Consider the following 25,171-nt stretch of genomic DNA (forward strand, 5'->3'; position numbering starts at 1 on the left):
ACAGGGTATGCGATCGGTACCCAAAAGAGTCAGTCAGTCGGGCGTCAGACGCGTCCGACGCGGGGATGACGCGCGTCGGTCGTCGCTGCGTCGGTCGTCGTTACTCGTTCTGCAGGTGCTCGAGCACGCCCTCCGTATCGGCGGGCACGGGCTCGGGATCGTTGCCCGCGGCCGCGGCCGCGTCGGGGTCCTTGAGCAGGTGACCGGTCGTCAAGCAGGCGACGCGCTCGTCGTCGTCGACGATGCCCTCGGCGCGCAGCTTGCGGAGACCGGCGACGGAGGCCGCGGAGGCCGGCTCGACGCCGATCCCCTCGCGGGCGAGGTCGCGCTGGGCCTCGGTGATCTCCTCGTCGCTCACCGAGATCGCGGTGCCGCCGGTCTCGCGGATGCCGGGCAGCGCCTTCGGCGCGTTGACGGGGTTACCGATCCGGATCGCCGTCGCCCGGGTTTCCACGTCGTCCCAGCGCCGGACCTCGTCGGCGCCGTTCTCGATCGCCTCGACCATCGGCGCCGCGCCCTCGGCCTGGACGCCGACGAGTTTCGGCACCTCGTCCTCGGAGAGCGCGCCGGCCTGGACGAGTTCGCGGAAGGCCTTGTACAGCGCCGAGGTGTTGCCCGCGTTCCCGACGGGGAGGACGATCCGATCGGGGAATTCGCCGTAGTCGTCGCGGAACCCTTCGAGGATCTCGAGACCGATCGTCTTCTGGCCCTCGAGGCGGAAGGGGTTCAGCGAGTTCAGCAGGTAGGCCTCGCCGGCCTCCGCGAGTTCCTGCACGATGTCGAGGCAGGCGTCGAAGTTGCCGTCGACCTCCAGAATTCGGGCGCCGTGGAGGCTCGCCTGGGCGATCTTGCCGGCGGCGACCTTCCCAGCCGGCAGGAGCACGAGCGTCTCCATCCCGCCGCGGGAGCCGTACGCCGCGAGGGCGGCGCTGGTGTTCCCGGTGGACGCGCAGGCCAGGCGGCCGACGCCCAGTTCCCGCGCGACGGCGACGCCGACGGTCATCCCGCGGTCCTTGAACGAGCCGGTGGGGTTCATCCCCTCGTGCTTGATTCGCAGCGCCTCGACCCCAACCGAGTCCTCGAGCCGGGGCACCTCGTACAGCGGCGTCGCGCCCTCCTGGGTCGTCACGCCCTCCTCGAGGGGCAGCGCATCGGCGTAGCGCCAGACGCCTTCGCCCTCGAAATCGTCGAACGTCGGGAGGTCGGCGTAGCGAACCTCCAAGAGGCCGTCGCACTCGTCGCAGGTGTAGCGGACATCCTCGAAGGGGGCGAACGTTTCGCCGCACTCGATGCACTCGAGCCAGACGCCGTCGTCGGCGGCGTCGGGCGTTGCCGGCTGCTCGGCCGAGAGACTGAGACTCATTGTCAGTCGAGAAGGAGGCAAAGGGGAAAAAGTGAGTGGATTTGCCAGCCGGATTCCGCTCGCGATCGCGTCGCCGATCCTACGTTCGCCCGTGTTTCTCCGTTGGCGGCCCCGTCCGCGCTCGCTCGCCGTCGAACTCGTCGATCACGTCGTGGACCGTCGCGGTCCACGCCTCCAGCGCCTCGTGGAGCAACGCCTTCGCCTCCGGGAGCGCGACCGCGGTGTACTGGTAGACGTAGCCGCCGCCGTCCAGGAGCCGCCGCTCGCGCCGCGCGAGCCCCCGCTCGTGCAGCGTCGCCACCGATCGGTTGACCGTGCTCCGGTCGCGCTCGAGGGCCGCCGCGAGCTCGTCGACCGTGCTCCCCGGCCGATCGCAGAGCGCGAGGTAGGTCCGCGTTTCGTGGTCTTGGATCCCGAAGACGCAGCTCATTACCTTTTCGAACGGGGGGCTCGAGTCCTCCAGTAGCTCTCCGAGTCGGTGCTCGGTATCAACGCTCATAGGTGAGCCGTCGACCCGCGGCACAAAGAGCTATTGGTCCATCGGGTCCGAGTCGGTCGTCGACTCGGCGTCGGCCGCCGAGCCCGTCGCCGTATCCGCATCCGCGTCCGCCCCGTAGCCCATCCGTCGAATACACGTTCGCATCTCGCCCTCGCTCTCGTGGCGGTGCAGCCGCGTCGGAGTGTCACAGTAGTACACCGATCCGTCGTACCGCAGCACGATTTCGTGGGTCTCGCCGGCGACCGTCGTCGCGACGACGACGCGAGCTCCGGCCTCGATCGCGGCGATAATCTCGTCGGCCGGCAGGTCACCCTCGGAAATCCGGATCGTCTCCCCCATTGGCTCCGATTGGGACCGCCGGTGCAAAGAACGTTCGCGTCGGTCGGCACGGCGTCGGACGATTCTCCGCGGTTGTGCACGGGCGGTTCCAGACCGAGGTACCGCTACTACTCACCGGGTGCTAGTATTACACATGGCACAAGAAACCGAACGCAGAACCGTCGACCGCACCGCAACCGCACTCGAGCCCTGGCAGTCCGGCGCCGTCGGCGGCATCGTCGGCGCGATCGTCTTCGGCGCGCTGATGGCCGCCCAGACGCCCGGCGTCCTCGAGATGGCGATCCCCTCGATGTACGGTCTCGAGGGCGGCCTCGCGGGAATGATCATCCACGTCTCCCACGGCGCCGTCCTCGGCGTCGTCTTCGCGGCGCTGCTCGTCGCGGCGGGTCGTCCGAGCCTCGGCGCCGGCGCGGCTAGCGCTGCCGGACTCGTCTACGGACTCGCCGTCTGGGCGCTCCTGGCGGTCGTCGTGATGCCGATCTGGCTCTCCGCCGTCGGCTTCCCGATGGCGCCGTCCGTGCCGAACGTCGCCGTGGAGAGTCTCGTCGGTCACGCCGCGTACGGGCTCGTCTTGGGCGTGACGTACGCGGCACTCACCCGACGGTAGATCGCGATAATCGACGCGTCTCGCGGCGACGATTCGCGACTCTCGAGATTCTCGAGCCGGCGAGGACACCACCGTCGGCTGCGCTCGCTCACAGCACGTAGAGCCCGACCAGCGCGGCTGGCCCCAGCAGCATGATGAAGACTGCGAGTAGCACCCTGAATGACATACCCGTAGTTGTCTCCGAGTGACATATAATAGCTCGAGATCGTTTACGGATTTGATCACCGAATCCGGGAGTCAACGACCGGTTGACGGCCGGATTTCGGAGAACTATCCGTTCGAACCGCTCGAGCGACACGGGAATCACTCGCGGGACTGAATTACGTTCTCGAGAACGCCGTTCCGCGAGAGACGACCAGAGAATACCGATCGCTCCACCGCTCGCGATCGGTGCTAGTCTACTCTAAGAGCCAACTCAACAGCGCCTTCTGTGCGTGCAGCCTGTTTTCGGCCTGATCGAAGACGACCGAGCGGTCGCTCTCGATGACGTCGTCGGTGATCTCCTCGCCGCGGTGGGCGGGCAGACAGTGCATCACCGACGCGTCGGGCGCCTGCTCGAGTAGCTCGGCACAGACCTGAAAGCCCTCGAAGGCCTGCATGCGGACGTCGCGCTCGTCCTCCTGGCCCATGCTGATCCAGACGTCGGTGTAGATGACGTCGGCGCCGGCGGCGGCCTCGTCGGGGTCGTGCGTGATCGTCGGATCGCCGCCCAGTTCGCGGGCGCGTTCGATGACGTCGTCGTCGATGCCGTACCCCTCTGGGGTCGCGACGGTGAGGTCGATGTCGGTCAGCGCACAGCCCAGCACGAACGACTGAGCGACGTTGTTGCCGTCGCCGATCCAGGCCGCGGAGACGTCCTCGAAGCCGCCCTCCTGCTCGCGGATCGTCAGCAGGTCCGCCAGCGTCTGGCAGGGGTGGGCGTCGTCGGTGAGGCCGTTGACGACCGGGACGTCCGCGTACTCCGCGAAGACCTCGATGTTCTCGTGTTTGAAGACGCGGGCCATCACCGCGTCGACGTACCGCGAGAGGGTTCGGGAGGTGTCCTTCAGCGGCTCTCCGCGGCCCAGCTGGATGTCGTCCTCGCCGAGGAAGACGGCGTGGCCGCCCAGCTGGGTCATCCCCGTCTCGAAGGAGACGCGGGTGCGGGTGCTGGGCTTCTGGAAGATCATGCCCAGCGTCTGCCCGTCGAGATCCTCGTGCTCTTCGCCCTCGTGTTGGGCGCGCTTGTACTCCTCTGCGCGCTCGAGGATCGCCAGCAGTTCGTCCTCGGAGACGTCGTCGATTTCGAGGAAGTGACGCGGGTCGCCGCCCGTCATTCGTCGTCACCTCCAGACAGCGTCGCGGCGACGCGCTCGAGTACGTCGACCGACTCGTCGAACTCCGCGAGCGAGAGCCGCTCGTCGGGCGCGTGGTCCAGATCGGAGTTGCCGGGGCCGTAGGTGGCCATCGGGCAGTCCCACGCGCCGGCGTAGAGGTTCATGTCGCTGGTGCCGGTCTTGCGAACTAGCCGCGGCTCGCCACAGACCTCCCGGATCGCCACGCGGAACGCGCGGGCGACCTCGGTCCGGGGGCTCTCCATCACCGGCGGGATCGGCTCGTCCCAGGAGACGGTGCCGATCTCGAGTTCGGCTTCCGCCGTTTCGCGGACCGATTCGGCGTCCAGCGACGGGGGAATCCGTAGCTGGACGTCCAGCGTCGCCTCGACCGAGAGGCCGTCGTCGCTGATCCCGCCGTCGATGTCGACGGGCTTGGTCGTCACGCGTTCGAAGACGGGGTGGTACTCGTCGTTCTCGAAGGCCGCCTCGACGTTCGTCCACCACTCCGTCGCGTGCTGGATCGCGTTGGGTTCGGGACGCGAGGTGTGGCCGGATTCGCTCGTGGCGACGTAGGTGCCCGCGAGGAAGCCGCGGTAGCCGAGCGTGATACCCGTCGTCCCGCTGGGTTCGCCGTTGATGACGGCGTCGGGTTCCTCGCGCTCGGCGACGAGGTGGCGCGCGCCCCTCGAGTTCGTCTCCTCGCCGACGACGCCGACGAAGGAGACCCCGGTGCGAACGGCCGCGGCGGCCATCGCGGCCAGCGGGCCGGTCGCGTCGACGCTGCCGCGTCCCCGGAGGATCTCCTCGCCGGTTTCCTCGGCGACGTCGGCCGCGACGTCGTCCTCGTCGGCCGACTGCACTTCGACCGGAATCTCGCCGGGGACGGTGTCGACGTGCGAGGTGAGCAGGACCGAATCGTCCGCGGGTGCACGGACGTTGCCGACCTCGTCGATCCAGGCGTCGCGGCCGTGGGTCTCGAAGAACGCGACGAGTCGCTCGGCGGCGTCGCGCTCCTCGCCCGTCGGCGACGGGATCGAAACGAGATCGATCAACAGCTGTCGTGCGACCTCGTGCGAAACGTCGGCCGCGTCCTGATCCCGTGTGGCTGCGCTCATGGTTAGTTCCCCTCCGACTCGGAGCCGATAACTGCCGTCAGGGCGTCCACGAGCTGGTCCGCTTCCTCCCGGCCGATCACGAGCGGCGGAAGCAGGCGCAGCACGGTCCGGCCCGCGGGCAGCGCCAGAATCTGGTGGTTCATCGCCAGATCGCGGGCGGCGCGGTTCGCCCCTCGTTTCAACTCGAGGCCGACGAGCAGGCCCTGGCCGCGGACCTCGCGGACGTCGTCGCCCAGCGCCGCCTCGAGTTCGGTGACGAGGTAGTCGCCGATCTCGGCCGCGTGGGCGGGGTACTCCTCCTCGACGATCGTGGAGACGGTGGCGTGGACCGCGGCGCCGACGACGGGGCCGCCGCTGAACGTGGCATTGTGGGAAGCCGCGCCGTCGGCGATCCAGTCCTGGACTGCGACCGCGCCGACGGGGAGGCCGTTGCCTAGCCCCTTCGCCGTCGTGAGCACGTCAGGCGTGACGCCCGCGTTCTGGCAGGCCCACATCTGGCCGGTGCGGCCCATTCCGGTCTGGACCTCGTCTAAGACGAGCGCCGCGCCAGCCTCGTCGGTGAGTTCGCGGGCGGTCTCGAGGTAGCCCGCCGGCGGGACGTTGATCCCGCCCTCGCCCTGGATCGGCTCGAGGATGACCGCCGCCGTCTCGTCGTCGACGGCCTCGGCGAGTTCCTCGCCGTCGCCGTAGGGGACGAACTCCACGTCGCCGGCCAGCGGCTCGTAGGGCTTCTTGTACTTGTCCTTCCAGGTGGCCGCGAGCGAGCCCATCGTCCGCCCGTGGAACGAGCGGGTCGCGGCGACGATCTTCGACTCGCCGGTCGCCGAGCGGGCGAACTTCAGGGCGGCCTCGTTGGCCTCGGTCCCGGAGTTGCAGAACCAGGCCGACTCGAGGCCGTCGGGCGCGGCCGCGACGAGCGACGCGTAGGCGTTCTCGCGGGCCTCGACGGGGTAGGAGGAGTCGACGAACGTCAGTCGGCCGACCTGCTCCTGGACCGCGTCGACGACCGCGGGGTGGCAGTGCCCCAGCGGCGTGCAGGCGTAGCTCGCGCCCGCGTCGAGGAACTCCGTGCCGTCGGCGGTGTAGAGGTACGGTCCCTCGCCGCGCTCGAGGCCGATCGGCTTGCTACCGGAGACGAAATCGAGGTCGCTCATTGGGCCACCTCCTCGCCGTCGTCCGCTTCGTCGGCTTCGTCAGCGAGCACGCCGGGCTCGAGCGTCGTGCCTTCGCCCTCGAGCGCGCTCGTGATCGGTGCGTCGGCGTTGGCCGTCGCGACGGTAACGGACGCGGCGCCGCCCTCGAGCGCTTCCTCGGCGGCCATGACCTTCTTCGTCATGAAGCCTTCAGCGGCCGCTTTAACGGCCTCGAACTCCTCCGGCGTCGCGGCCGATTCGATCTTGGTCGACTCGTCGTCGGGGTCCTCGTAGATCCCCGAGACGTCCGTGAGGACGACGAGGTCGGCCTCGAGCGCGCCCGCGATCGCCGCGGCCGCGCGGTCGGCGTCGGCGTTGACCGCCGTGTACCCGCCCGACTTCTCCTTGCCCAGCATGGGAACGGAGACGACGGGCGTGTAGCCGCCTTCGAGGGTCGTCTCGAGCAGGTCCGCGTTGACGGACTCGATCTTGCCCGAGTGATCGCCGCGCTTGATCTTCTTCTTGCCGTCCTCTTTGACGCGGACGGCGGACTTGCGCTTACCCTCGAGCAGCTTGCCGTCCGTGCCCGAGAGGCCGACGGCGTCGACGCCCTCGTTGTGCAGGCTCTCCACGAGATCCGTGTTGAGCTTGCCCGGCATGACCATCTTGAAGACGTCCATCGTCTCCTCGTCGGTAAAGCGGCCGACGACGCCGCCGGGGGTCTCGACGTAGGTGGGTTCCTTCCCGAGGTCCTCGAGCGTCTCGTCGACGGCGGTCGAACCGCCGTGCGTGAGGACGACGTCCTCGCCGTCTGCGACGAGCGAGGCGACGTCGGCGAGCGCGCCTTCGGGATCGACGGCGCGAGCGCCGCCGATCTTGACGACGACAGTCACGCGAGCCACCCCCGGTGGCGAGTGTGACTAGACAAGTCGCAGCCCGCCCAGCCACGCGAGCAGGAACGTCTTGGCGTAGTCATCTTAAGGCGCCCCCACGGGGTGCAGCCCCGTAAACTCGAGTCCGGCGGTTTCCTCTAAGCCGAGCGCGACGTTGGCGGCGTGGACCGCCTGCCCGGCCGACCCCTTCATCATGTTGTCGATCGCCGAGAAGACGACGACGCGCTTGTTCGAGGGGTCGAGTTCGAAGCCGACCTCCGCGAGGTTCGTCCCCGCGACGGCCTTCGGTTCGGGGTAGCGGTAGACGCCGGAACCGCCGGCGGCCATCCGGACGAACGGCTCGTCCTCGTAGCAGCCCCGATACGCTTGCCAGAGGTCGCCCTTCGAGACCGGACTCGAGGGGAAGACGTGGCTCGTCGCGCTGGCGCCGCGGATCATGTCCACGGCGTGGCACGTGAAGGCGACCGAGGTGCCGAGGAACTGCTCGATCTCGGCCTCGTGGCGGTGGCCCGTCGGCGCGTAGGGGCGGACGACGCCCGAGCGCTCGGGGTGGCTCGAGGCCTCGCCGCCGCCGGCGCCGCCCTCCGACGATCCCACTTTCACGTCGACGACCACCTGTTCGCCGCCCTCGAGGATGTCGTGCTCGAACAGCGGGTACAGGCCCAGAATGGTCGCGGTGGCGTTACAGCCGCCGCCCGCGATGAGTTCGGCGCCTGCGAGGTTCTCGCGGTTGATCTCGGGGAGCGCGTACTCGGCCTTCTCTAAGTACTCGGGGGCCTCGTGGCCGTCGTACCACTCGTCGTACTGCTCTTCGCTGTTCAGGCGGAAGTCAGCCGAGAGGTCGACGACCGTATCGGCGTGGTCGAAGAACTCGTCGATCTGGCCCATCGAGACGCCGTGGGGCGTCGCCGCGAACAGCACGTCGACGCTCTCGAGATCGTCGGGTTCCGTAAATCGGAGGTCCGACCCGCGAAGCGGCGGGTGGACGGAGCCGACGCTCTTGCCGGCCTTCGACCGACTCGTTACCTCGGTGATCTCGAAGTTCGGGTGGCCGGCGAGCAGGCGAAGCAGTTCGCCGCCTGTGAAGCCGGAGCCGCCGACGACGCTCGCGGTGATCGTCTCCGCGTTCTCGTCGGCGCCGGTCTCGGTGCCGACCGCCATCAGACGGTCACCTCGAGTTCCTCGTCAGCCGCCTGGGCCTTCTGCTCGAGCCAGTCGACGACGGTGCCGGCGATGTCGGTCTCGACGGCGCCGTCTAAGGCCTTGAACTCGACGGTGTGGTTGACCTCGTGGACGGTGTAGCCGTCTTCGGTCTCCATGAGGTCGACGCCCAGCAGCCCGCCGCCGACGGCGTCGCTGGCCTTCCGGACGAGTTCCTCGGCTTCGTCGTCGAGTTCGAAGACGTCGGTTTCGGCGCCCTTCGCGGCGTTGGTGATCCAGTGGTCCGAGGAGCGAACCATCGCGGCGATGGGTTCGCCGTCGGTCGCCAGCACGCGGATGTCGCGGCCGGGTTTCTCGACGAACTCCTGGACGTAGAACACCTTGTGCTCGTAGTGGCCCAGCGTCGCCTTGTGCTCCAAGATGGCCTCGGCGGCGTCGGGTGAGTCGATCTTGGCCATCAGGCGTCCCCACGAGCCGACGACGGGTTTGAGGACGCAGGGGTAACCGAACTCCTCGATGGCCTCCATCGCGGTCTCCTTGGTGAAGGCGACCTTCGTCGCGGGCGTGGGCACGCCCGCCTGCTCGAGCGCGAGACTGTTCTTGACTTTGTCCGCGCAGATGTCCGCGGTCTCGTGGCTGTTGATTACGGGGATACCGTACGCCTCGAAGAACTGCGTGGCGTACAGGCTCCGGCTCGTGGCGAGACAGCGGTCGACGACGATGTCGAGGTCCGCGAATTCCTCGGGGACCTCGCCGATGTCGAACTGCTGTTTGCGGACGTCGATCTTTTCGATCTCGTGGTCGCGCTCGCGTAGCTCGTTCAACAGCAGCTTCTCGTCCTTGCGGATCCGGGAGTAGAGTATTCCTACTTGCAAGGTCACTCACCCCAGTCCTCTTCGAGCTCCGGGGCTCGCTCGAGGACTGGTGGCTCGGTGTCGACGACTTCCAGCTCGGCGCCGCAGGTCGTACAGTCAACGATCTCTCCAACTTCCAGATCGTCGTGCAGGGACACTTCAGCCCCACACTCGACGCATTCGGTCATTGTACCTGCAACTGGGAGCCGATATCCCTTAAAGCCTTCGAACTTATCAGAACAAAAACATGAAGCTCACTACCGGCTAACGGAGGGAAAAGGCGGCCACGCGACGGATTCAGTCTGACATATCATGTGGTAGGTAGTACGTCCCCTCGCGGGGACGGCGGCGGCGAGATCGGAGATCTCGGCCGTCCGTCGGTGAGGGGCGAGCCTACGGACGGCGGAACTGGGACCGGCGTCAGTGCGACGTCACACATACTCGTTCACCTCCGAACGGAGCGTTTCGTGTGCGTCCTCGAGCGCCTCGGTACGCTCCTCGAGCATCGCCTCGTCGTCCGCGACGGCGCTCCGTGCGCCCTCGAGTTGGTCGGCCACCGCGCCGGGTGCGGGGCCGCCCTGTGAGTCGCGGCTCGCGACGCTTTCGGCGGGATCGAGCGCGTTCCGGACGTCCTCGGGGTCGACCAGCGACTCGAGGGGTTCGCCGAGTACGTCTTCGGCGGCGGCCTCGAGCGCGTCGTAGTCACCCCCGTTTTCGGCGGCGACGGCCACCATTTCGTGTGCAGTGCGGAAGGGCAGGCCGTTGGCCGCGAGCAGGTCCGCGACGCCGGTCGCCGTCGAGAAGCCCTCGCCGGCTTCCGCGGCCAGGGTCTCCGCGTTCCAGTCGGCGGTGGCGACCGCCCCGGCGGCGACCTCGCTGGCCTCCGTCACGGCGTCGACGGTCTCCCAGGCGTGGGTCGTCGCCCGCTGGAGGTCGCGGTTGTAGGCGCGGGGGAGTCCCTTCAGGGTCGTCGTCAGGCCCTGCGCGCTGCCGGCGGCGTCGCCCGCGACCGCGCGGACGAGCTCGAGCGTGTCGGGATTCTTCTTCTGGGGCATGATCGACGACGTCGACGAGTAGTCGTCCGAGAGGTCGACGAAGCCACGGTTCGCGAAGATGACGACGTCCTCCGCGAGCCCCGACAGCGTCGTCGCGTGGGTCGACAGCGCCTGCACCGTCTCGAGCAGGAAGTCCCGGCTCGAGGAGGCGTCCATCGAGTTCTCGACGACGCCCTCGAAACCAAGCAGTTCGGCGGTGCGCTCGCGGTCGATATCGAAAGTCGTGCCCGCGAAGGCTGCGCCGCCCAGCGGCGACTCGTTGATGCGGTCGTAGGCCTCGAGCAGGCGCGCCGTATCGCGGCGGACCGCGGCCTCGTAGGAGAGCGCCCAGTGGGCGACGGTGATCGGCTGGGCGGGCTGGAGGTGGGTGTAGCCGGGCATGATCGTCTCTTGGTGGTCGGCTGCAACCTCAACGAGCGACTCGCGCAGCGCGAGGGTGGTCTCGATCGCCTCGAGGACGTCCTCGCGCAAGCGATATCGGATGCAGGCCGCGACCTCGTCGTTGCGCGAGCGCGCGGTGTGCATCTTCCCGCCCTCCTCGCCGATGCGCTCGATGACGGCCGTCTCGATGGCCTCGTGGACGTCCTCGCCTTCGGGGAGGCCGGCGTGGCCCTCGACTTCGATCGCGTCGAGGGCCGTCAGCACGCTCCCCGCAACCGCGTCTTCGACGATCCCCTGCTCGGCGAGCATCACGACGTGGGCGCGGTCGACCTCGAGGTCGGCCTCGAAGATCCGCCGATCGGCCTCGAGCGAGGAGAGGAAGCTCCGGGCGGGGCCGCCGCTGAACCGGTCCCGCCGGACGACGCCTTCGTCGCCCTCGTCGGTCGCGAACTCGCCACCGCCGCCGTGAGCGCTCTCCTCGGTCATCGTTACTCGTCCTCGTTCTCGCCGCTACCGTCGGTCGCGAGTTCGACTTCCTCGCCGTCCTCGGCGTTGGCCGCGATGGCCTCGTTCGCGAGGCGGCGCTGGAAGCCGTGGTACTTCGCGACGCCGGTGGCGTCCTCCTGCTTGATCTTGCCGACCGTCTCCGTGTCGAAGGAGGCGTGCTCGGCGGAGTAGGCCGCGAATTTGCTGTCGCGGGCGACCGCGCGGGCCTGACCGCCTTCGAAGCGGATCGTAACGGTGCCGGTGACGCGCTTTTGCGTCTCGGCGATGAAGCCCTCGAGCGCGCTCACGAGCGGCGCGTCGACGAGGCCCTCGTAGCCCTTCTTCGCCCAGCGCTGGTCGATCAGCTGCTTGAATTCGCGTTCCTCCTGGGTCAGCACGAGGCCCTCGAGGGCTTCGTGGGCGTTCAGCAGCGTCGTCGCGGCCGGGTGCTCGTAGTTCTCGCGAACCTTCAGGCCGAGCATGCGGTCTTCCATCGAGTCCGTGCGACCGACGCCGTACGGACCGGCGACCTCGTTCAAGTGCTGGATGAGTTCGACGGGCTCGTACTCGACGCCGTCGACGGCGACGGGGTAGCCATCCTCGAACTCGATCTCGATCTCCTGGCTGTCGCCGGTGGGCGACTGGGTCCAGGCGTAGATGTCTTCCGGCGGGACGTAGCTCGGATCCTCGAGCTCGTCGCCCTCGACGGAGCGGCTCCAGAGGTTGGTGTCGATCGACCAGTCGCCGCCGCTGCCGCCCTCGACGGGCAGGTCGCGCTCGTCGGCGTACTCCTGCTCCCACTCGCGGGTCAGGCCGAGTTCGCGCACGGGCGCGATGACTTCCAGATCCGAGTCGCGCCAGACGGCCTCGAACCGGAGCTGGTCGTTGCCCTTACCCGTACAGCCGTGGGCGATGCCGTCGCAGTCCTGCTCTTCGGCGACCTCGAGGATCGCCTTCGCGATGACGGGTCGCGCGAGCGCCGTCCCCAGCGGGTACCCCTGGTAGGTCGCGTTCGCGCGAACGCTCTCGAGACAGAGGTCCGCAAATTCATCCTTCGCGTCGACGACGTAGTGGTCGAGATCGAGGGCTTCGGCGGTTTCCTCGGCTTCCTCGAACTCTTCGGCCGGCTGGCCGACGTCCACCGTGACGCCGATTACTTCGTCGTATCCGTACTCCTCCTCGAGCAGCGGGACACAGACTGTCGTGTCAAGGCCGCCCGAGAACGCAAGTGCCACGCGGGTCATGTCGTACTCGAGTGAAACGGAAGGACGGACTTAAATTCATTGGTTTAAATCGAGAAAATTAAGGGTAGAGCGGCTGCTAACCGGAAAATCGGGAGTTTCTGCAACGAGTGAAACGTTGGAACGAACCGGGACGTGGGGTAGTAGTATAGTACGGGCTCAAAGGCCCGGTCGCGGCCGTCGCGGTCGCCGCGCCAGAACGGTCCCGTCGGTACCGAGAACGGCGAGCGTGGTGCCGACGGACTGACTCATTGGTGGCTCTATACTACTTCGTGGTATTAAAGCTTGCCCGCTTGGCAAGTGTTACACGGGTTCTGCGGGCCGAACCGCGATTTCGTCACTCGTTACCGACGCCGGTCTCCGGGTCGGACGCCGAGCCGCTTTCCGATCCTGATCCTGATCCTGATCCCGATCCCGGTCCCGGTCCCGGCGACACGCTGTGACCGCCCTGCTCGCCCTCGTCGGGCAACGACAGCACGTTCTCGCGGCCGATTCGGAACACCTCGATCTCGCCGTCCTCGCGGAGACCGCTGACGACCTGGCTCGTCTTGGCCTCGGTCCAGTCCAGTTCCGAGACGACCTCCTGCTGTTTGATTCGGCCGCCGCGTTGCTCGAGCAAGCGGAGGACGCGCTCCTCGTTGCTCAGCAGTTCCGGCGGCGGGCCGTTCGACTTCGCCTCGCCGCCGTTTGCCGCGCTCTCGGCCGGCGGCGATCCACCGGAGTCGGGGGCCGGCCCCGGGCCGAGAATCTCCCGATCGCGGATCCACCACCCAGCAGCGCCGACGGCCGCCAGCAGCGCGAGTGCGCCTGCGACGATGAACCACCGCATCGCCGGCCCCTGCCCTTGTCCTTGCTCGCCGCCTGCGCCCGAGTCCGACGTCGCGTTCGCCGACTCGTTGGCCGCGTCGCCGTTTTCGATCATCACGACCGTCGGCGGATCGGCGGTGAAGTCGGTGCTGTCGCCCTGCCAGAACACCGAGTCCTCGTTGGACTCCGTCGAGGATTCGTCCTCGCTGATGACGTATCCCTCCGGCGGGTACACCTCCATCGTGGTGTCTTGCGAGAGGACGATGCCGGTCAGGACGTCGCCGACTTCGATCCGATTGAGCTGGACGTAGGCGAAGTTGACCCACTCGAAGGACACCTGCACGTGCCCGAGATTCCGCGGCTGCGAACTCGTGTCGGTCGCGATCGCGCCGTTCTCGAGGTGCATCTCGCGGTCCGTCGCGTTCTCGCTGTCCTCGAGGGTTTGGTTCCAGGCGTCCATCTCGTCGGCCACGTAGCCGTCGGCGTTGGTCTCGATGTCCTCGCGGAGCGCCTCCCAGTCGCCCGAGGAGTCGTTCTCGAACCGGTAGTCGACGACGACCCTCGCCGAGCCGTTCTCGCGGACGAAGACGTCGATGTGTATCTCGTCCGCGTTGTCGAGCTGGCCGCTCCCGTTTCCTTGCAGCCGTTGCGTTTGTATCTGCGACTGCCCTTCGTCCTGCTGTGCCAGCGCGTTCGGGCCACCGTTCCCGGCGTCCGCGGCCGCCACGGGTGCGGCGATCGGCGCGGACGCGAACAGGCACCCGACTACTACGAGCACGCAAAGCAGGGCTCGCAGCCCCTTCCCGTCCATTACCTGCACATGTCATAGCCGGCTAAATAGGTCTTTCCGACTGTAGCAGTGTATTTTTCAAACCAGTCTCCGTACGTGACTGTATGCTCGATCGACGCGGTTCCCTCGACGTCGAAGCCCTCCTGAAAATCGTGCTCGGACTGATCGCCGTCCTGCTGGTGATCGAAATCATCGAGACGCTGCTGTCCGGGCTCGCGTGGCTGCTCGGCCCGTTCGTGCTGCTCGTCCAGCTGGCGATCGCCGTCCTGATCGTCCTCTGGTTGCTCGATCGGCTCTGAAACGCCCACCCGTCCCTGCTCAGCCCAATCTCGAGGGCACGAGTGCACGGACACCAGACTGATAATCGCGCCGCCCCTACTCCATCCAGAGCACCACCGTGTACAGCGTCAACGTCCCCGTCCCCGGCCGCGTCCGCCAACTCGCGGACGAACTCTACCCCGACTTGATCGGCTTCGACACGATTCGGGACACCCACTCCTGTCTCCTCAAGCGCCTCGGCGACGCCGATCACGTCTCTCAGTTGCAACACCGCGTCCACCGCGCCCTCGAGAGCGCCCCCGCCGTCGAAGCCCGGATTACCGGGATCGACTACTTCGAGGACCCGCCGCTGGGCTCCGCCCCGGTCGTCTACCTCGCGGTCGAGAGTCCCGGCCTCGAGGCGCTCCACGCGGACCTCGCGGAGACCTTCGAGGCCGTCGACGGCCTCGAGGGAGCCGATTACGTCCCGCACGTGACCCTGGCCCGCGGCGGCGACGCCGAAACCGCGCGGCGGGTGGCCGACCGCGAGATCGAGCCGGTGACCTGGACGGTCAGCGAACTCGAGTTCTGGGACGGTACCTACAAGCTCCCGGTAAGCCGCGTATCGTTGCCGGCCTGACGAAGAGACAGTTCGGACCGCCGTCAACCGACCGTTCGTGACGGCGTCTCGTATCCGAGTCATTCCCATTCGGGAGCTGCAAATACCGCTGGTACCTACGCCGCCGACCGAGGCGGCTTTGTCCGCACATCGCCCGCGAGACCCATCGTATGCACCTACTTCTTGAATACGGCGCCGTCTCGAGCCGTGGCCAAAGCGGCCGACTGACTGCGGGTTAAGTCGGTCGAGTTCCTGGTAACGGTGTGGTTTCGACGCTACTCGTCGCAGCGGTCGTCGGGATCGCCCTCGGGGCCTTCCTCCAGAAGGGGCGGTTCTGCTTCGTGAACGCTTTCCGGGATTTCTTCGCCTACAAGGACTCCCGGGTCACGAAGGGCGTTCTCGCGGCGACGCTGCTCACGATGGTTTTCTGGGGCATCGCCTATCAATTCGGCTACTACCAGGGATTCTGGACGCCGCGGTGGGGCCTGACCGGCCTCGTCGGCGGCTTCATCTTCGGCGTGGGGATGACCTACGCCGGCGGCTGCGCCAGCGGCACGCTCTACCGGGCCGGCGAGGGCTACCTGCAGTTCTGGCTCACCCTGCTGTTCATGGGCGTCGGCTACGCCGGCTTCACCGTCGCCTTCCCGACGCTCGAGAGCACGTACTTCGACGCGCTCACGTTCGGTGAGGGCGTGAGCCTGTTCGCGTACTCCTCGCTGCCGGCCGGCCTGCTCGCGCTGCTGGTCTCGGGCGCCGCGTTGCTCGTCTACGCGACGCTCACCGGCCGCTCGTCGGTCGGCGCCGCGCTCGGCGAGCGCGCCGACGCGGCCGAGTTCCGACCGGCGGCGCTGGCCGCGCCCGCCGTGGGCCTCCGGCAGTTCGCCGACGGGACTCGCGCGTACTTCGCCGGGCTGGCCCGCGCCTGGCGGAACCCGATCGAATCGAGCAAGCAGCCGTGGGACCCCCGCACCGCGGCGCTTGGAATCACCGCCGCCGCGGTGCTGTGGTTCACGCAGGTCTCGATCGTCGGCGTGACCGGCCCCGAGGCTCGCTGGACGGGCTACCTGCTCTCGCAGGTCGGCGTCGACGCGGGGTCGTTCGAGTACTGGGGCTCGGTGCTGTTCCAGGGCCAGGGCGTCGGCGTCACGGTCGACATGGTGATGATCGCGTTCGTCATCGTCGGCGCGTTCCTAGCCGCCCTCTGGAGCGGCGACTTCTCGGTGCGCGTCCCGAAGCGCCGCCGGCTTCCCAACGCCGTCTTCGGCGGCCTCGCGATGGGCGCCGGCTCGCGGCTCGCGCCGGGCTGTAACATCGGGAACATCTACTCCGGCATCGCGGAACTGTCGGTCCACTCCTTCATCGCCGCCGTCGGCATCGTCGCCGGCGTCTACGTGATGACCCACTGGATCTACCGCGAAGTCGGCTGTGCGATCTAAGCGACTCGAGCGGTATCGTTCGCCAACCATACCACGCAGCGACAACTGACACACGCACACCACAATGCCATCCATCGACGACGTCACCGACGCACCGGACGAACTGAGCGACGACCGAGCCGACGAACTGCTCGAGGAGGCCGACCTCGTCCAGGACATGATGGGCGAGGTCTGCCCGTATCCGCAGGTCGAGGCTAAGAAGGGGCTCCAGCAACTCGAGTCGGGCGACCTCCTCGTGCAGGAGACCGACCACGTCCCCTGTACCGAGAACGTGCCCAAGGCCGTCGGCGACGACGCCGAGGCGAAGGTCTGGCGCAGCGGGGACGCGACCTACCGCATCTACCTCCGCAAGCAGTAGAGCATGGTCGAGGAACTCACCCCCGAGACGGTCCGCGAACGCATCGAGCAGGACGACGCCGACGAGTTCGACCTGATCGACGTCCGCGACGCCGACGCCTACGACGACGGCCACCTCCCCGGCGCCGAGCACGTCACCATCGGGGAACTCGAGGACACCGTCCTCGACCGCGACTGGGCCGACGACGTGGTCGTCTACTGCTACGTCGGCAAGACGTCCGTTCAGGCCGCCAGACTCATCGAGGAGTACGGCGACGCCGAGTCCGTCGCGAGCATGGCCGGCGGCTACGACGCCTGGGAGCCGCTCGAAGCGGAAGCCGCGGACTGACTCGAGGCGTCGGCTCGAGGAGAGCCGCCCGAACGCTGCGACGGCGTCGACCCCGAAGTCGAGTCACCGCCTGTTTTCGCCGCCGTGATCGGCCAGTAGCTATATTTTCGCGTACTGATATCTCATCCCATGCGCCGACGCACGTTCGTCTCGCTCGCGGCGGTCGTCCCGCTGGCCGGCTGTAGCGGCTTGCTGCCCGGGGGCGGCGTAGACACGACGCTCGAAGAGGGCGATCGGGCGGAGTTCAGCGCCGACGAAGGGGCGGAACTGACGGTGACGGTCGAGGTTCAGGAGGTATTCCAGATCGAGGACATGGACATCGAACGGGAGGGCGTGAGCCTCCGCATCGACCACGCCGACGCTGGGCTCGTTGAGACTCGGACCATCGCGGAGACGACTACGTTCGATCTGACGATCGCCAACGGCGGGACACACACCGTGGCGGTCGCCGGCGGGGTCGCCGACGTGACGATCGAGTAACGCGGCATCGTTCGGCGTCTCACGACCCTCACGGCGCCGGCGGCTCGCCGTCGTACGCGCCGTGATCGCCGTAGAAGTTCCGCATCGCGAACTTGAGCTTTTCCGGGCCGATGTCGATCAGTTCCTCGCGCTCCTCGTGGGGGAACGTGCCGTTGACGCTGTACCGACCGAGGTCGGATTTGGCCGACCGCGAGTAGCGCCGGTCGAGTAGCGCGCGGACCCCGACATCCTCCGGCGAGCGGAGCACGCGGCCGAGCGCCTGTCGCGTCTTGCGGACCGTCGGAATCTCGACGGCGTAGCGCCAGCCGGTCTCGGTGCCGTCGAAGGCCGCGTCGTAGGCCTCCTGAACTGCTTCTGCGCGGTCGTCGAGGTGCGGATAGGGGACGCCGACCACGAGGACGGTGTGGGCGTCGTCGCCGTCGAAGCTCACGCCCTCCGCGAGCGTTCCCCACAGTGACGTACAGAGGACGGCGTTGTCATCCGCGACGAACTCCTGTCGCAGTTCCTCGACGGCCACGCCCGGCTCGTCTACGTAGAGTTTCCGGTCGCCGCCGAGCCGGCGCTCGAGGCGATCCGCGTACCGCTCGGCTTCGCCGTAGTTCGGGAAGAAGGCGAGCGTATTGCCGGGCGTCATGCGGGCGGCGTCGTAGATGGCGTCGGTGACCTCCTCCTGAACGGCGGGATCGTCCCGGTCCGACGCGAACAGCGGCGGCGTCTCGACGGCGTAGGTACGACGGTTCTCCTCGGGGAACTGCAGTCCGTAGGCCATCGTGACGGGATCCTCGAGGCCGAGCACGTCCTCGGTGACGTCGAACGGCTGGAGGGTGGCGCTCATCAGGACGGTGGCGTACACCTCCTCGAACAGTTGGCCGGTGACCTGTCGCGGGAGGCACGTGTACAGTTCCGCGCGGCCGTAGATTTCGTCGGTGCCGGCGTCGCGCGTGACGGAGACGACCGGGTACTGGCCCTCCTTCGAGCCCTCCGACATCCACGCGCTGACGAAGGCGGCGGCCTGCAGGGTCTGACACTCCGTCCGGGTCGCGGTCTCGCCCTCCCGATACGCTTCCTCGTACTGCTGGTCGAGTTCCTGGCCCAGCTTCATCGCCGCCTCGAGGTCCTCCTGGATCCCACGACCCGAGTAGCGCTGGAGGAACTCGAGGGTCAGATCGTCCTTGCGGTCCTCGTTGGCGATGGGGACGTCTTCCCAGTTCTCGCCGATCTGTTCGCGCTCGCCGAAGCCGAAGGAGTCCTCGTAGGTTTCGACGAGCGCGCGGTGGAACGCCGAGAGGACGTTCGCGGCGTCCTCCGATCGCGGGTCGTCGGCGTCGGCGAGTTCGTCCAAAGCAGCGTCGAAGGTCCGCTCGGAGCAGTGTTGCGTGGCGTGGTCCCTGGCGGCGTCCTCGACGTTGTGGGCCTCGTCGAAGACGGCGATGACGTCCTCGGGGTCGCGGCCGAGCCAGCGGAAGAACTGCTCGCGGATCATCGGGTCCAGCAGGTGGTGGTAGTTACAGACGACGAGATCGACGCCCTCGATGCCCTCCTTCAGCAGTTCGTAGCCACAGAGGTGCTGTTGCTCGGCGTACTCGTAGATGTCGTCGGGCGTGCGGACGTCCTCGAAGAGCCAGCCGAAGAAGTCGTCCGTGTTCTCGGTGAGGTTGTTCCGGTAGTAGTCGCAGACGTTCTGGTCCTCGAGATCCTCGAGTCGCTCCTCGATGTTCTCGAGTTCGTCCATCACCGCGGAGCGGGCGTCCGCGGCGCTGCCGTCGCCCTCCTGACTCTCTGCGAGCAACTCGCGCTGGCGGCGCTCGAGTTGCTGCTTGTCGCGTTCGGCGTCGACCAGCGCGCGGGTGTTGTCCCGCAGCGCCTGGCACTCTTCGTAGCCGACGTCGATGTGGCACATCGAGCCTTTTCCCTTGAAGACGACGGCGCGAATGTTCTCTTCGCGGGTGATCGCCCGGGCTTCGGCGACGAACTGGCGCATCTGCTGGTGGACGTTGGTCGTGATGACGACCGTCTTGTCCTGCTCGCGGGCGACCTCGAGCGCCGGCACGAGCGACGAGAGGGTCTTGCCGGTCCCGCAGGCCCCCTCGAAGAGGACGTTCTGGCCGCGTACCAGGGCGTTGTGGATGCGGTCCATCGCCTCGCGCTGGTTCTCGTACGGCTGGTCGTACGGGAAAAAGCGCATGTACCCGGTAGTCTCGGACACAGTGCGTGATAGGTTCCCGCTGCGATAAAAGCGTTCGTCTCGAGTCAGAGTCGGATATAACCTGCCGACTGCGAATCGACCGCCGGCCGGCTATCGCACGGTCCACAGCCATACGTCTTGAGCGCTTCGCCCCGAATAGAATGGCCATCCCGGGATACGATTCCGATAGCGTCGCGGAAGCCACACTCGAGTACGCCGGCGCTCGCGTCGCCGTCGTCGCGGGCGTCGTCCCCGACGAGTTCGGGCTCGAGCGAAGCGACAGCGAGCCGCCGGTCGACGGCCTCTCGGAGCCGGTCGACATCGCGGGGCTGGACGGGCTGAAAGCGATCGAGGCCGTCCGCATCTCGCTGGTTTACGACCCCTCCAAGCTGCCGCCCGGCGCGAGTCCGACCGACGTCGCGGTCGCCGTCGAGACGGACGACGGCTGGGACCCGCTCACCTCGACCGTGGATCTCGAGGAGACGACCGTCGAGGCGGTGCTGAACGAGCGCCCGCCGGGGTCGACGATCGTGGCCGGCTACGACGATCGGGACGAGACCGACGCCTCGAGCGCGTGAGCCCGCGCGTCGACGATTAGGGCGTCGCCTGCGTTTCGGGTTCGATGTAGACGCGCTGCACCTGACCGTCGTGGTCGCGCAGCGCGCGTTCGATCTCGGTGATGCGCTCGTCGATTTCCTCGGCCTCGAGATCGGCGTCGAACGCGACGTCGGCGGTGACGAGCAGTTCCTCGGCGCCGAAGTAGACGGTCCGGAAGTCGACGAGTTCGGTGACGCCGTCCCAGTCGGCGACGATCGCGCGGAGTTCGTCCTCGGCCGGTTTCGGAAGGCTCTCCCCGATGATGAGCCGCTTGTTCTCCCAGGCCAGCGCGACGGCAAAGCCCATGAGCAGGAGGCCGATGATGAGCGCGGAAGCGGCGTCGTACATCGGGTTGCCGGTCGCTCGAGTGAGGTAAATGCCGAACAGCGCGATCCCCGCGCCGGCCAGCGCGATGCTGTCCTCGGTGAGCGCGGTCAGCGTCGTCACGTCGCTGGTCTTGCGGAACGCCTCGCGGAGGCTGGTCCAGCCGAACTCGTCCATCTGGCGGCTGATCCCCTGATAGGCCTTCCAGAGCGCGTAGGTCTCGAAGACGATCGCTCCGATCAGGACGGCGTAGTTGACGTAGACCGGATCGAACGTCCGTCCCAGTAGGGTAACGTCCCCGGCGGCGCGGTGGACCCCGCCGTGGGTCAGCGCGTCGTAGCCGTGGTGGGCGCTCTCCCAGCCGGCGATGCCGAACAGCATGATGCTTACGAGGAGGCTGTAGAAGAACTGCGATTTCCCGTAGCCGAACGGGTGGGTCCGGTTCGCCTCCTGGGCGCCGTACTTGATCCCGATCAGCAGGAAGATCTGGTTGCCCGTATCCGAGATCGAGTGGTACGTCTCCGACAGCATGGCAGGACTGCCCGTCAGCAGATACCCGCCGAACTTCAGAATCGCGATCGCGCCGTTCGCGAACAGCGCCGCGAGCACGACGGAGGTACTACTTGCCATCGGCGGCGACTACAGAGGGCTCCGTGAAAAGTATAAGGCACTCTAGAGCAAGTCGACGCGGCTCGGGTGCGGTGAACGATCGTCGCTATCGCGGACTCGAGCGGCTATACTCGGGTCCGACCGGCAACAGGCAACCACCGGGGTCGGCCCCGTCGCCGGACGTGGACACGAACGGCGACCGGAAAGGGAAAGGAACCTGTCACCGGCGGCCGAAGCCACGCTATGACCAGGATCGCGATCTTCTCGGACACGCACAGCGCCGACGGCCACGAACTCGAGGGCGAGGCCCTGACCGCCGCCCGCGAGGCGGACGTGGTCATCCACGCCGGCGATTTTACGAGCACGGCGGCGCTCGAGGCCTTCCGGAGGGAGTGCGACCGCCTGTTCGCGGTCCACGGAAATTCCGATAGCGGTGCGGTTCGCGATCGACTGCCCGAAGCGCGGGTCCTCGAGGAAGGAGGCGTCCGCTTCGCGGTCACGCACCGCCGCGAGGGCGGCGAGGTCGGCCTGTCGATGTTCGGCCGCTCGCGCGGCGCGGACGTCGTCGTCTCGGGCCACACCCACCGGCCGACCGTCGTCGACGCCGAGGACTGTCTTCTCCTCAACCCTGGCAGTCACGCCCAACCGCGCGGGCACAGACCCGGATTCGCCGTGCTCGAGGACCGCGAGGACGGGACCGGACTCGAGGGCGAGATTCGCGAGCCGGACGGGACGCTCGTGGAATCGTTCGACGTGGCGGGGACGGCATAGCCGTTGCAGCGGTAGCCGCTGGTCAGCGGAATCGTTCTGAAGAACTCGTGACCGAACTCGGGGAAGCGTCAGCGGGATGGCGCGCGATACGCAGTCGGGGCGGTCGGGACGTCAGCGGGAGCCCCCGATCCGCTCGAGCGTTCGTCGAGCGGACCGGCGGTGGGGAGGGCGATTCGATCGACCCGAGGCCGGGGTGGATCGGATCCGGAGTGATGATCGGGACCGTGGCCGTCTCGATCCGGCCAAACAGGCCGTCGGGCGGCGGTGGCGGGCCGCAGATCGAGACGCAATACTGCCTTCGCTCTCCGGGGCATTATACGCAGCGTAAGGTGAAACTCCGGTTTTAGCTACCGTCGTGAGCGTCGATCGATCGGTCGGCACACACTCGCGAGCGGTACCGCTGAAACGCGTCGAAACCGTTATCCACGCTGACACGGTATCGCCCTCGTATGCTGGAGCTCATCCCCGACGATCCCATCATCATCGCCATCGTGTTGATCCTGCTGGCGCTGATTTTCTTCTCGTACCTGCTGCTCCGGCGCACCGTCCTCGAGTTCCGCGAGGGAATGCGCCAGAAGTAGTCAGAACTCGGCCGCGAGCCGCTCGAGCGCCCGTTCGATATCGGCGCGATCGACGTCGCGGTGGGTGCAGAACCGAACCGTCGTCGGCCCGAAGGCCGTCGCCAGGACGTCCCGCTCGCGACAGCGTTCGAGCACGGTCTCAACGTCCAGTCCCGTCTCCGAGACGTCCGCGAGGACGATGTTCGTCTCCGGCCCCCGTACGTCGAATCCCGCTACCTCGCTCAGGCCGTCCGCGAGCAGCCGTGCGTTTTCGTGGTCCTGCTCGAGATCGGCGACGTTCTCGAGGGCCTCGAGGCCGGGGCCGGCGATGATTCCGGCCTGGCGCATGCCGCCGCCGAACAGCTTGCGGGTGCGTCTGGCCTCCTCGACGAACTCCTCGCTGCCGGCGAGCATCGAGCCGACGGGTGCGCCGAGCCCTTTCGAGAGGCAAAACATGACGGAGTCGACCGGCTCGACGATGTCGCTGACGGGGACGTCCAGCGCCGTCGCGGCGTTGAACACCCGCGCGCCGTCGAGGTGAACCGGCACGTCGCGCTCGCGTGCCGCGTCGGCCGCGGCGGCAATCTTCTCGGGGTCGATCGCGAGCCCGCCGCGGGCGTTGTGTGTATTTTCGAGGCAGAGCAAGCCGGTCCCGGGTCGGTGGAGGTCCTCGGCGACGTACTCGGCGGCGACCTGTTCGGGGGCCGGCACGCCCCGGTCGGTCTCGAGCATGCGGACCTGTAGGTCGGCGTGCTGGGCGAACCCGCCGAGTTCGTACTTGACGACGTGGCTCTTGCGGTCGGCCAGCACTTCCTGCCCGCGGTCGGTGTGGACCCGCGCCGCGATCTGGTTGCCCATCGTGCCGGAGGGGACGTAGAGGGCCGCTTCTTTGCCGACGGCCTCGGCCGCGCGCGCCTCGAGTTCGGTGACGGTCGGGTCCTCGCCGTAGACGTCGTCGCCGACCGCGGCGGTCGCGGCGGCCTCGCGCATGGCATCGTCGGGGGTCGTAACGGTATCCGAGCGGAGATCGATCATACCCGTGGTACCCGCGCAACGCGAAAATAGGCGACGATCCGGCGGCTTCTTGACCGAGGATCACATCCGCCGTCCACCCACCCCCTGCGGCCCCACCCCCGTATAAAGACCCGATAGGCTTCGCGAGTACCTACTCGTTCGACTCGCCCCGAACGACGATCATGGAACGGAAGGTGCGAGACGCGACGGAGGCCGGCAATTCGGCCGGTGCAGGCGGCTCGAGACGGTCGTCCTACGAAGCCCACCTCGAGCGAAGCCGCCGAGTGTGGGATCGCTGGAGCGACTACTACGCGATGAGCGAGCGCGATCTCGAGCCGATGCGCGAGGCAGCGATCGATCGCTTGGCGCTCGAGTCCGGGGATCGCGTCCTCGACGTGGGCTGCGGTCCCGGCGTCAACTTCGAGCGGCTTCGGGACGCGATCGGTCCCGAGGGGCAACTGGTCGCGGTCGATTACAGCCCCGAAATGGTTGCGAAGGCGTGGGACCGCGTCGAGCAACGCGGCTGGGAGAACGTCGAGGTCCGCCGCGCCGACGCAACCACAGTTGAGTTCGAGGAACCATTCGACGCGGCGGTCGCGACGCTGTCGCTGAGCGTCATGCCCGACGTCCGCGGCGCCGCCGAGAACGCCTACGGCCTCCTCGCCCCTGGCGGTTCGTTCGCCGTCTGTGACGTGCGACCCGTGCCAGCGGGACCGCTACGTCTCGCGAATCCGCTGCTTCGGCGCTTCTTCCGCTGGTACGCGAACCGGAACCCCGACGGTGACGTCCTCGAGTCGCTCCGGGCCGTCTTCGACGAATGCGCGGTCCTCGAGACGTACTGGTGCGGCATCGGCTACGCCGCAGTCTGCCGGCGGGCGGGTTCGTCGGACGCGTAGCCGCAGGAAGGCGGGTTACCGCCGCGAGTCGAGTACTCGGTCGATCACGTTGGCCTCGCCGCGTCGCAGGAGCGTCGATGCCGTCGAGACTGCGCAGTCGAGTTCGTCGGCGACCGCCTCGATACCGTTGCGCCGCGGCACCTCGTAGTAGCCGACCGCCCGCGCAGCCCGCAGCGCCGTCAGTTGACGGTCCGACGCCGCCGTTTCCGTCGTCGTGACGCCGTCGCTCGTCCACAGCACGTCGACCGTCACGCCGTCCGAAAGCGACTCGATCACGGCCGTGAGGTCCGGCGAGCGGCCGACGATCGTCGTCCGGATCGTTCGATCGGCACGCAGTTCGATCGGCGGTACGACGACGACCGTCTCCTGCGCGAGCGCGTTCAGCAACGACAGTCCCTCGGACCCGAGTTCACGGCGGAGGTAGAGAAAGAACCCCTCGTCGGCCGGCGTCGCGTCGTACTCGCGGACCGCCTCGAGGTCCTCGAGCGCCGATTCGTAGTCGCCTCGTCCGTCCCCGCTCCCGCCCTCGTAGACGAACGAGGTGATCGTTTCGACGCCGTCGACCGCCTGCCCGCCGAGGACGACCTCGCGCTCGAGCGCGGGCGACGTACAGAGGGTCTCGTGGAGCGGCCCGAGCGTCGCCGTATCGCACCCGAGCGAGACGCGGACGGATCGCATCGCGCGGTGCAACGGTGCC

At 67.8% G+C, this 25,171-nt stretch carries 28 protein-coding genes; 11 read left to right on the plus strand and 17 right to left on the minus strand.

The features are described 5' to 3' along the window. Positions 1 to 100: 100 nt before the first annotated feature. The 3 genes from thrC to ATJ93_RS16595 form a co-directional block, all read right to left on the minus strand. A complete protein-coding gene (gene thrC, locus ATJ93_RS16585; RefSeq protein WP_120245754.1) occupies positions 101 to 1,363 on the minus strand; it encodes a threonine synthase in 1,263 nt (420 codons plus the stop codon). A gap of 79 nt (positions 1,364 to 1,442) precedes the next feature. Next, on the minus strand, positions 1,443 to 1,862 hold the full coding sequence (locus ATJ93_RS16590) for a helix-turn-helix domain-containing protein (protein ID WP_120245755.1): 420 nt from the start codon (positions 1,860 to 1,862) through the stop codon (positions 1,443 to 1,445). 30 nt (positions 1,863 to 1,892) lie between these two features. Further along, positions 1,893 to 2,201: a hypothetical protein gene (locus tag ATJ93_RS16595; protein ID WP_245977621.1), complete on the minus strand. Its 309-nt coding sequence runs from the start codon at positions 2,199 to 2,201 to the stop codon at positions 1,893 to 1,895. A 133-nt stretch (positions 2,202 to 2,334) separates the two neighbouring features. Here ATJ93_RS16595 and ATJ93_RS16600 point away from each other — a divergent pair, with 133 nt between their 5' ends. After that, entirely contained in the window at positions 2,335 to 2,808 is a 474-nt protein-coding gene (locus ATJ93_RS16600; RefSeq protein WP_120245757.1) for a DUF6789 family protein, read from the plus strand. A 398-nt stretch (positions 2,809 to 3,206) separates the two neighbouring features. On the opposite strand, the gene argF is transcribed toward ATJ93_RS16600, so the two are convergent. The 10 genes from argF to ATJ93_RS16650 all read right to left on the minus strand — a co-directional run bounded on the left by argF (position 3,207) and on the right by ATJ93_RS16650 (position 14,061). Beyond that, on the minus strand, positions 3,207 to 4,124 hold the full coding sequence (gene argF / locus ATJ93_RS16605; protein WP_120245759.1) for an ornithine carbamoyltransferase: 918 nt from the start codon (positions 4,122 to 4,124) through the stop codon (positions 3,207 to 3,209). Continuing rightward, complete coding sequence (locus ATJ93_RS16610) at positions 4,121 to 5,239, minus strand: [LysW]-lysine hydrolase (protein WP_120245760.1); 1,119 nt, start codon at positions 5,237 to 5,239, stop codon at positions 4,121 to 4,123. Before ATJ93_RS16610 ends, argF begins: the two co-directional genes overlap by 4 nt. Positions 5,240 to 5,241: 2 nt before the next feature. Next, positions 5,242 to 6,393, minus strand: a complete 1,152-nt coding sequence (locus ATJ93_RS16615; protein ID WP_120245761.1) for an aspartate aminotransferase family protein — start codon at positions 6,391 to 6,393, stop codon at positions 5,242 to 5,244. Next, positions 6,390 to 7,265 (minus strand): acetylglutamate/acetylaminoadipate kinase, encoded by an 876-nt coding sequence (locus ATJ93_RS16620; protein WP_120245762.1) that lies wholly within the window; start codon positions 7,263 to 7,265, stop codon positions 6,390 to 6,392. The genes ATJ93_RS16615 and ATJ93_RS16620 overlap by 4 nt, the downstream gene beginning before the upstream one ends. An 84-nt stretch (positions 7,266 to 7,349) precedes the next feature. Then, positions 7,350 to 8,426 (minus strand): N-acetyl-gamma-glutamyl-phosphate reductase, encoded by a 1,077-nt coding sequence (gene argC / locus ATJ93_RS16625; RefSeq protein WP_120245763.1) that lies wholly within the window; start codon positions 8,424 to 8,426, stop codon positions 7,350 to 7,352. Then, on the minus strand, positions 8,426 to 9,307 hold the full coding sequence (lysX, locus tag ATJ93_RS16630; protein WP_120245764.1) for a lysine biosynthesis protein LysX: 882 nt from the start codon (positions 9,305 to 9,307) through the stop codon (positions 8,426 to 8,428). The genes argC and lysX overlap by 1 nt, the downstream gene beginning before the upstream one ends. Beyond that, the gene (gene lysW, locus ATJ93_RS16635) at positions 9,304 to 9,468 is read right to left on the minus strand and encodes a lysine biosynthesis protein LysW (RefSeq protein ID WP_005554620.1); all 165 of its coding nucleotides are present in this window, start codon (positions 9,466 to 9,468) and stop codon (positions 9,304 to 9,306) included. The genes lysX and lysW overlap by 4 nt, the downstream gene beginning before the upstream one ends. A 243-nt stretch (positions 9,469 to 9,711) precedes the next feature. Further along, a complete protein-coding gene (gene argH / locus ATJ93_RS16640) occupies positions 9,712 to 11,202 on the minus strand; it encodes an argininosuccinate lyase (RefSeq protein WP_120245766.1) in 1,491 nt (496 codons plus the stop codon). A gap of 2 nt (positions 11,203 to 11,204) precedes the next feature. Next, positions 11,205 to 12,446: an argininosuccinate synthase gene (locus ATJ93_RS16645; protein WP_120245768.1), complete on the minus strand. Its 1,242-nt coding sequence runs from the start codon at positions 12,444 to 12,446 to the stop codon at positions 11,205 to 11,207. A gap of 334 nt (positions 12,447 to 12,780) precedes the next feature. Next, entirely contained in the window at positions 12,781 to 14,061 is a 1,281-nt protein-coding gene (locus ATJ93_RS16650; protein WP_245977623.1) for a helix-turn-helix transcriptional regulator, read from the minus strand. An 83-nt stretch (positions 14,062 to 14,144) separates the two neighbouring features. Between ATJ93_RS16650 and ATJ93_RS16655 the strand changes: the two genes are divergently transcribed. The 6 genes from ATJ93_RS16655 (at position 14,145) to ATJ93_RS16680 (ending at position 17,518) form a co-directional block, all read left to right on the plus strand. Continuing rightward, the gene (locus tag ATJ93_RS16655; protein ID WP_120245770.1) at positions 14,145 to 14,339 is read left to right on the plus strand and encodes a DUF7554 family protein; all 195 of its coding nucleotides are present in this window, start codon (positions 14,145 to 14,147) and stop codon (positions 14,337 to 14,339) included. Between the two features lie 98 nt (positions 14,340 to 14,437). Then, complete coding sequence (locus ATJ93_RS16660; RefSeq protein WP_120245772.1) at positions 14,438 to 14,938, plus strand: 2'-5' RNA ligase family protein; 501 nt, start codon at positions 14,438 to 14,440, stop codon at positions 14,936 to 14,938. Positions 14,939 to 15,180: 242 nt separating this feature from the next. Continuing rightward, complete coding sequence (locus tag ATJ93_RS16665) at positions 15,181 to 16,353, plus strand: YeeE/YedE family protein (protein WP_120245774.1); 1,173 nt, start codon at positions 15,181 to 15,183, stop codon at positions 16,351 to 16,353. A 64-nt stretch (positions 16,354 to 16,417) separates the two neighbouring features. Beyond that, positions 16,418 to 16,711, plus strand: a complete 294-nt coding sequence (locus ATJ93_RS16670; RefSeq protein WP_120245776.1) for a sulfurtransferase TusA family protein — start codon at positions 16,418 to 16,420, stop codon at positions 16,709 to 16,711. Between the two features lie 3 nt (positions 16,712 to 16,714). Then, the gene (locus tag ATJ93_RS16675) at positions 16,715 to 17,038 is read left to right on the plus strand and encodes a rhodanese-like domain-containing protein (protein WP_120245778.1); all 324 of its coding nucleotides are present in this window, start codon (positions 16,715 to 16,717) and stop codon (positions 17,036 to 17,038) included. Positions 17,039 to 17,167: 129 nt separating this feature from the next. Then, positions 17,168 to 17,518, plus strand: coding sequence for a hypothetical protein (locus ATJ93_RS16680; RefSeq protein WP_120245780.1), 351 nt, complete (start codon positions 17,168 to 17,170; stop codon positions 17,516 to 17,518). Positions 17,519 to 17,546: 28 nt separating this feature from the next. On the opposite strand, the gene ATJ93_RS16685 is transcribed toward ATJ93_RS16680, so the two are convergent. Next, a complete protein-coding gene (locus ATJ93_RS16685) occupies positions 17,547 to 19,724 on the minus strand; it encodes an ATP-dependent DNA helicase (protein ID WP_120245782.1) in 2,178 nt (725 codons plus the stop codon). 140 nt (positions 19,725 to 19,864) lie between these two features. On the opposite strand from ATJ93_RS16685, the gene ATJ93_RS16690 reads away from it, so the two are divergent. Further along, positions 19,865 to 20,281, plus strand: coding sequence for a hypothetical protein (locus ATJ93_RS16690; RefSeq protein ID WP_120245783.1), 417 nt, complete (start codon positions 19,865 to 19,867; stop codon positions 20,279 to 20,281). Between the two features lie 16 nt (positions 20,282 to 20,297). On the opposite strand, the gene ATJ93_RS16695 is transcribed toward ATJ93_RS16690, so the two are convergent. Beyond that, positions 20,298 to 21,254 (minus strand): cation diffusion facilitator family transporter, encoded by a 957-nt coding sequence (locus tag ATJ93_RS16695; RefSeq protein ID WP_120245784.1) that lies wholly within the window; start codon positions 21,252 to 21,254, stop codon positions 20,298 to 20,300. A gap of 222 nt (positions 21,255 to 21,476) precedes the next feature. Here ATJ93_RS16695 and ATJ93_RS16700 point away from each other — a divergent pair, with 222 nt between their 5' ends. Further along, a complete protein-coding gene (locus ATJ93_RS16700) occupies positions 21,477 to 22,004 on the plus strand; it encodes a metallophosphoesterase (protein ID WP_120245785.1) in 528 nt (175 codons plus the stop codon). Between the two features lie 449 nt (positions 22,005 to 22,453). Next, positions 22,454 to 22,585 (plus strand): DUF7859 family protein, encoded by a 132-nt coding sequence (locus ATJ93_RS24380; protein ID WP_281271572.1) that lies wholly within the window; start codon positions 22,454 to 22,456, stop codon positions 22,583 to 22,585. Here the strand turns inward: ATJ93_RS24380 and ATJ93_RS16705 are convergent, their stop codons facing one another. Further along, complete coding sequence (locus ATJ93_RS16705) at positions 22,586 to 23,599, minus strand: threonine aldolase family protein (protein ID WP_120245786.1); 1,014 nt, start codon at positions 23,597 to 23,599, stop codon at positions 22,586 to 22,588. Positions 23,600 to 23,760: 161 nt separating this feature from the next. On the opposite strand from ATJ93_RS16705, the gene ATJ93_RS16710 reads away from it, so the two are divergent. Then, positions 23,761 to 24,474 carry a class I SAM-dependent methyltransferase gene (locus ATJ93_RS16710; RefSeq protein WP_120245787.1) on the plus strand — a complete coding sequence of 238 codons (714 nt, stop codon included), beginning with the start codon at positions 23,761 to 23,763 and terminating at the stop codon, positions 24,472 to 24,474. Between the two features lie 15 nt (positions 24,475 to 24,489). Here the strand turns inward: ATJ93_RS16710 and ATJ93_RS16715 are convergent, their stop codons facing one another. Beyond that, positions 24,490 to 25,152 carry a helix-turn-helix domain-containing protein gene (locus tag ATJ93_RS16715; RefSeq protein WP_120245788.1) on the minus strand — a complete coding sequence of 221 codons (663 nt, stop codon included), beginning with the start codon at positions 25,150 to 25,152 and terminating at the stop codon, positions 24,490 to 24,492. Between the last annotated feature and the right edge of the window lie 19 nt (positions 25,153 to 25,171).

It is taken from the genome of Halopiger aswanensis (assembly GCF_003610195.1).
Taxonomy (GTDB): domain Archaea; phylum Halobacteriota; class Halobacteria; order Halobacteriales; family Natrialbaceae; genus Halopiger; species Halopiger aswanensis.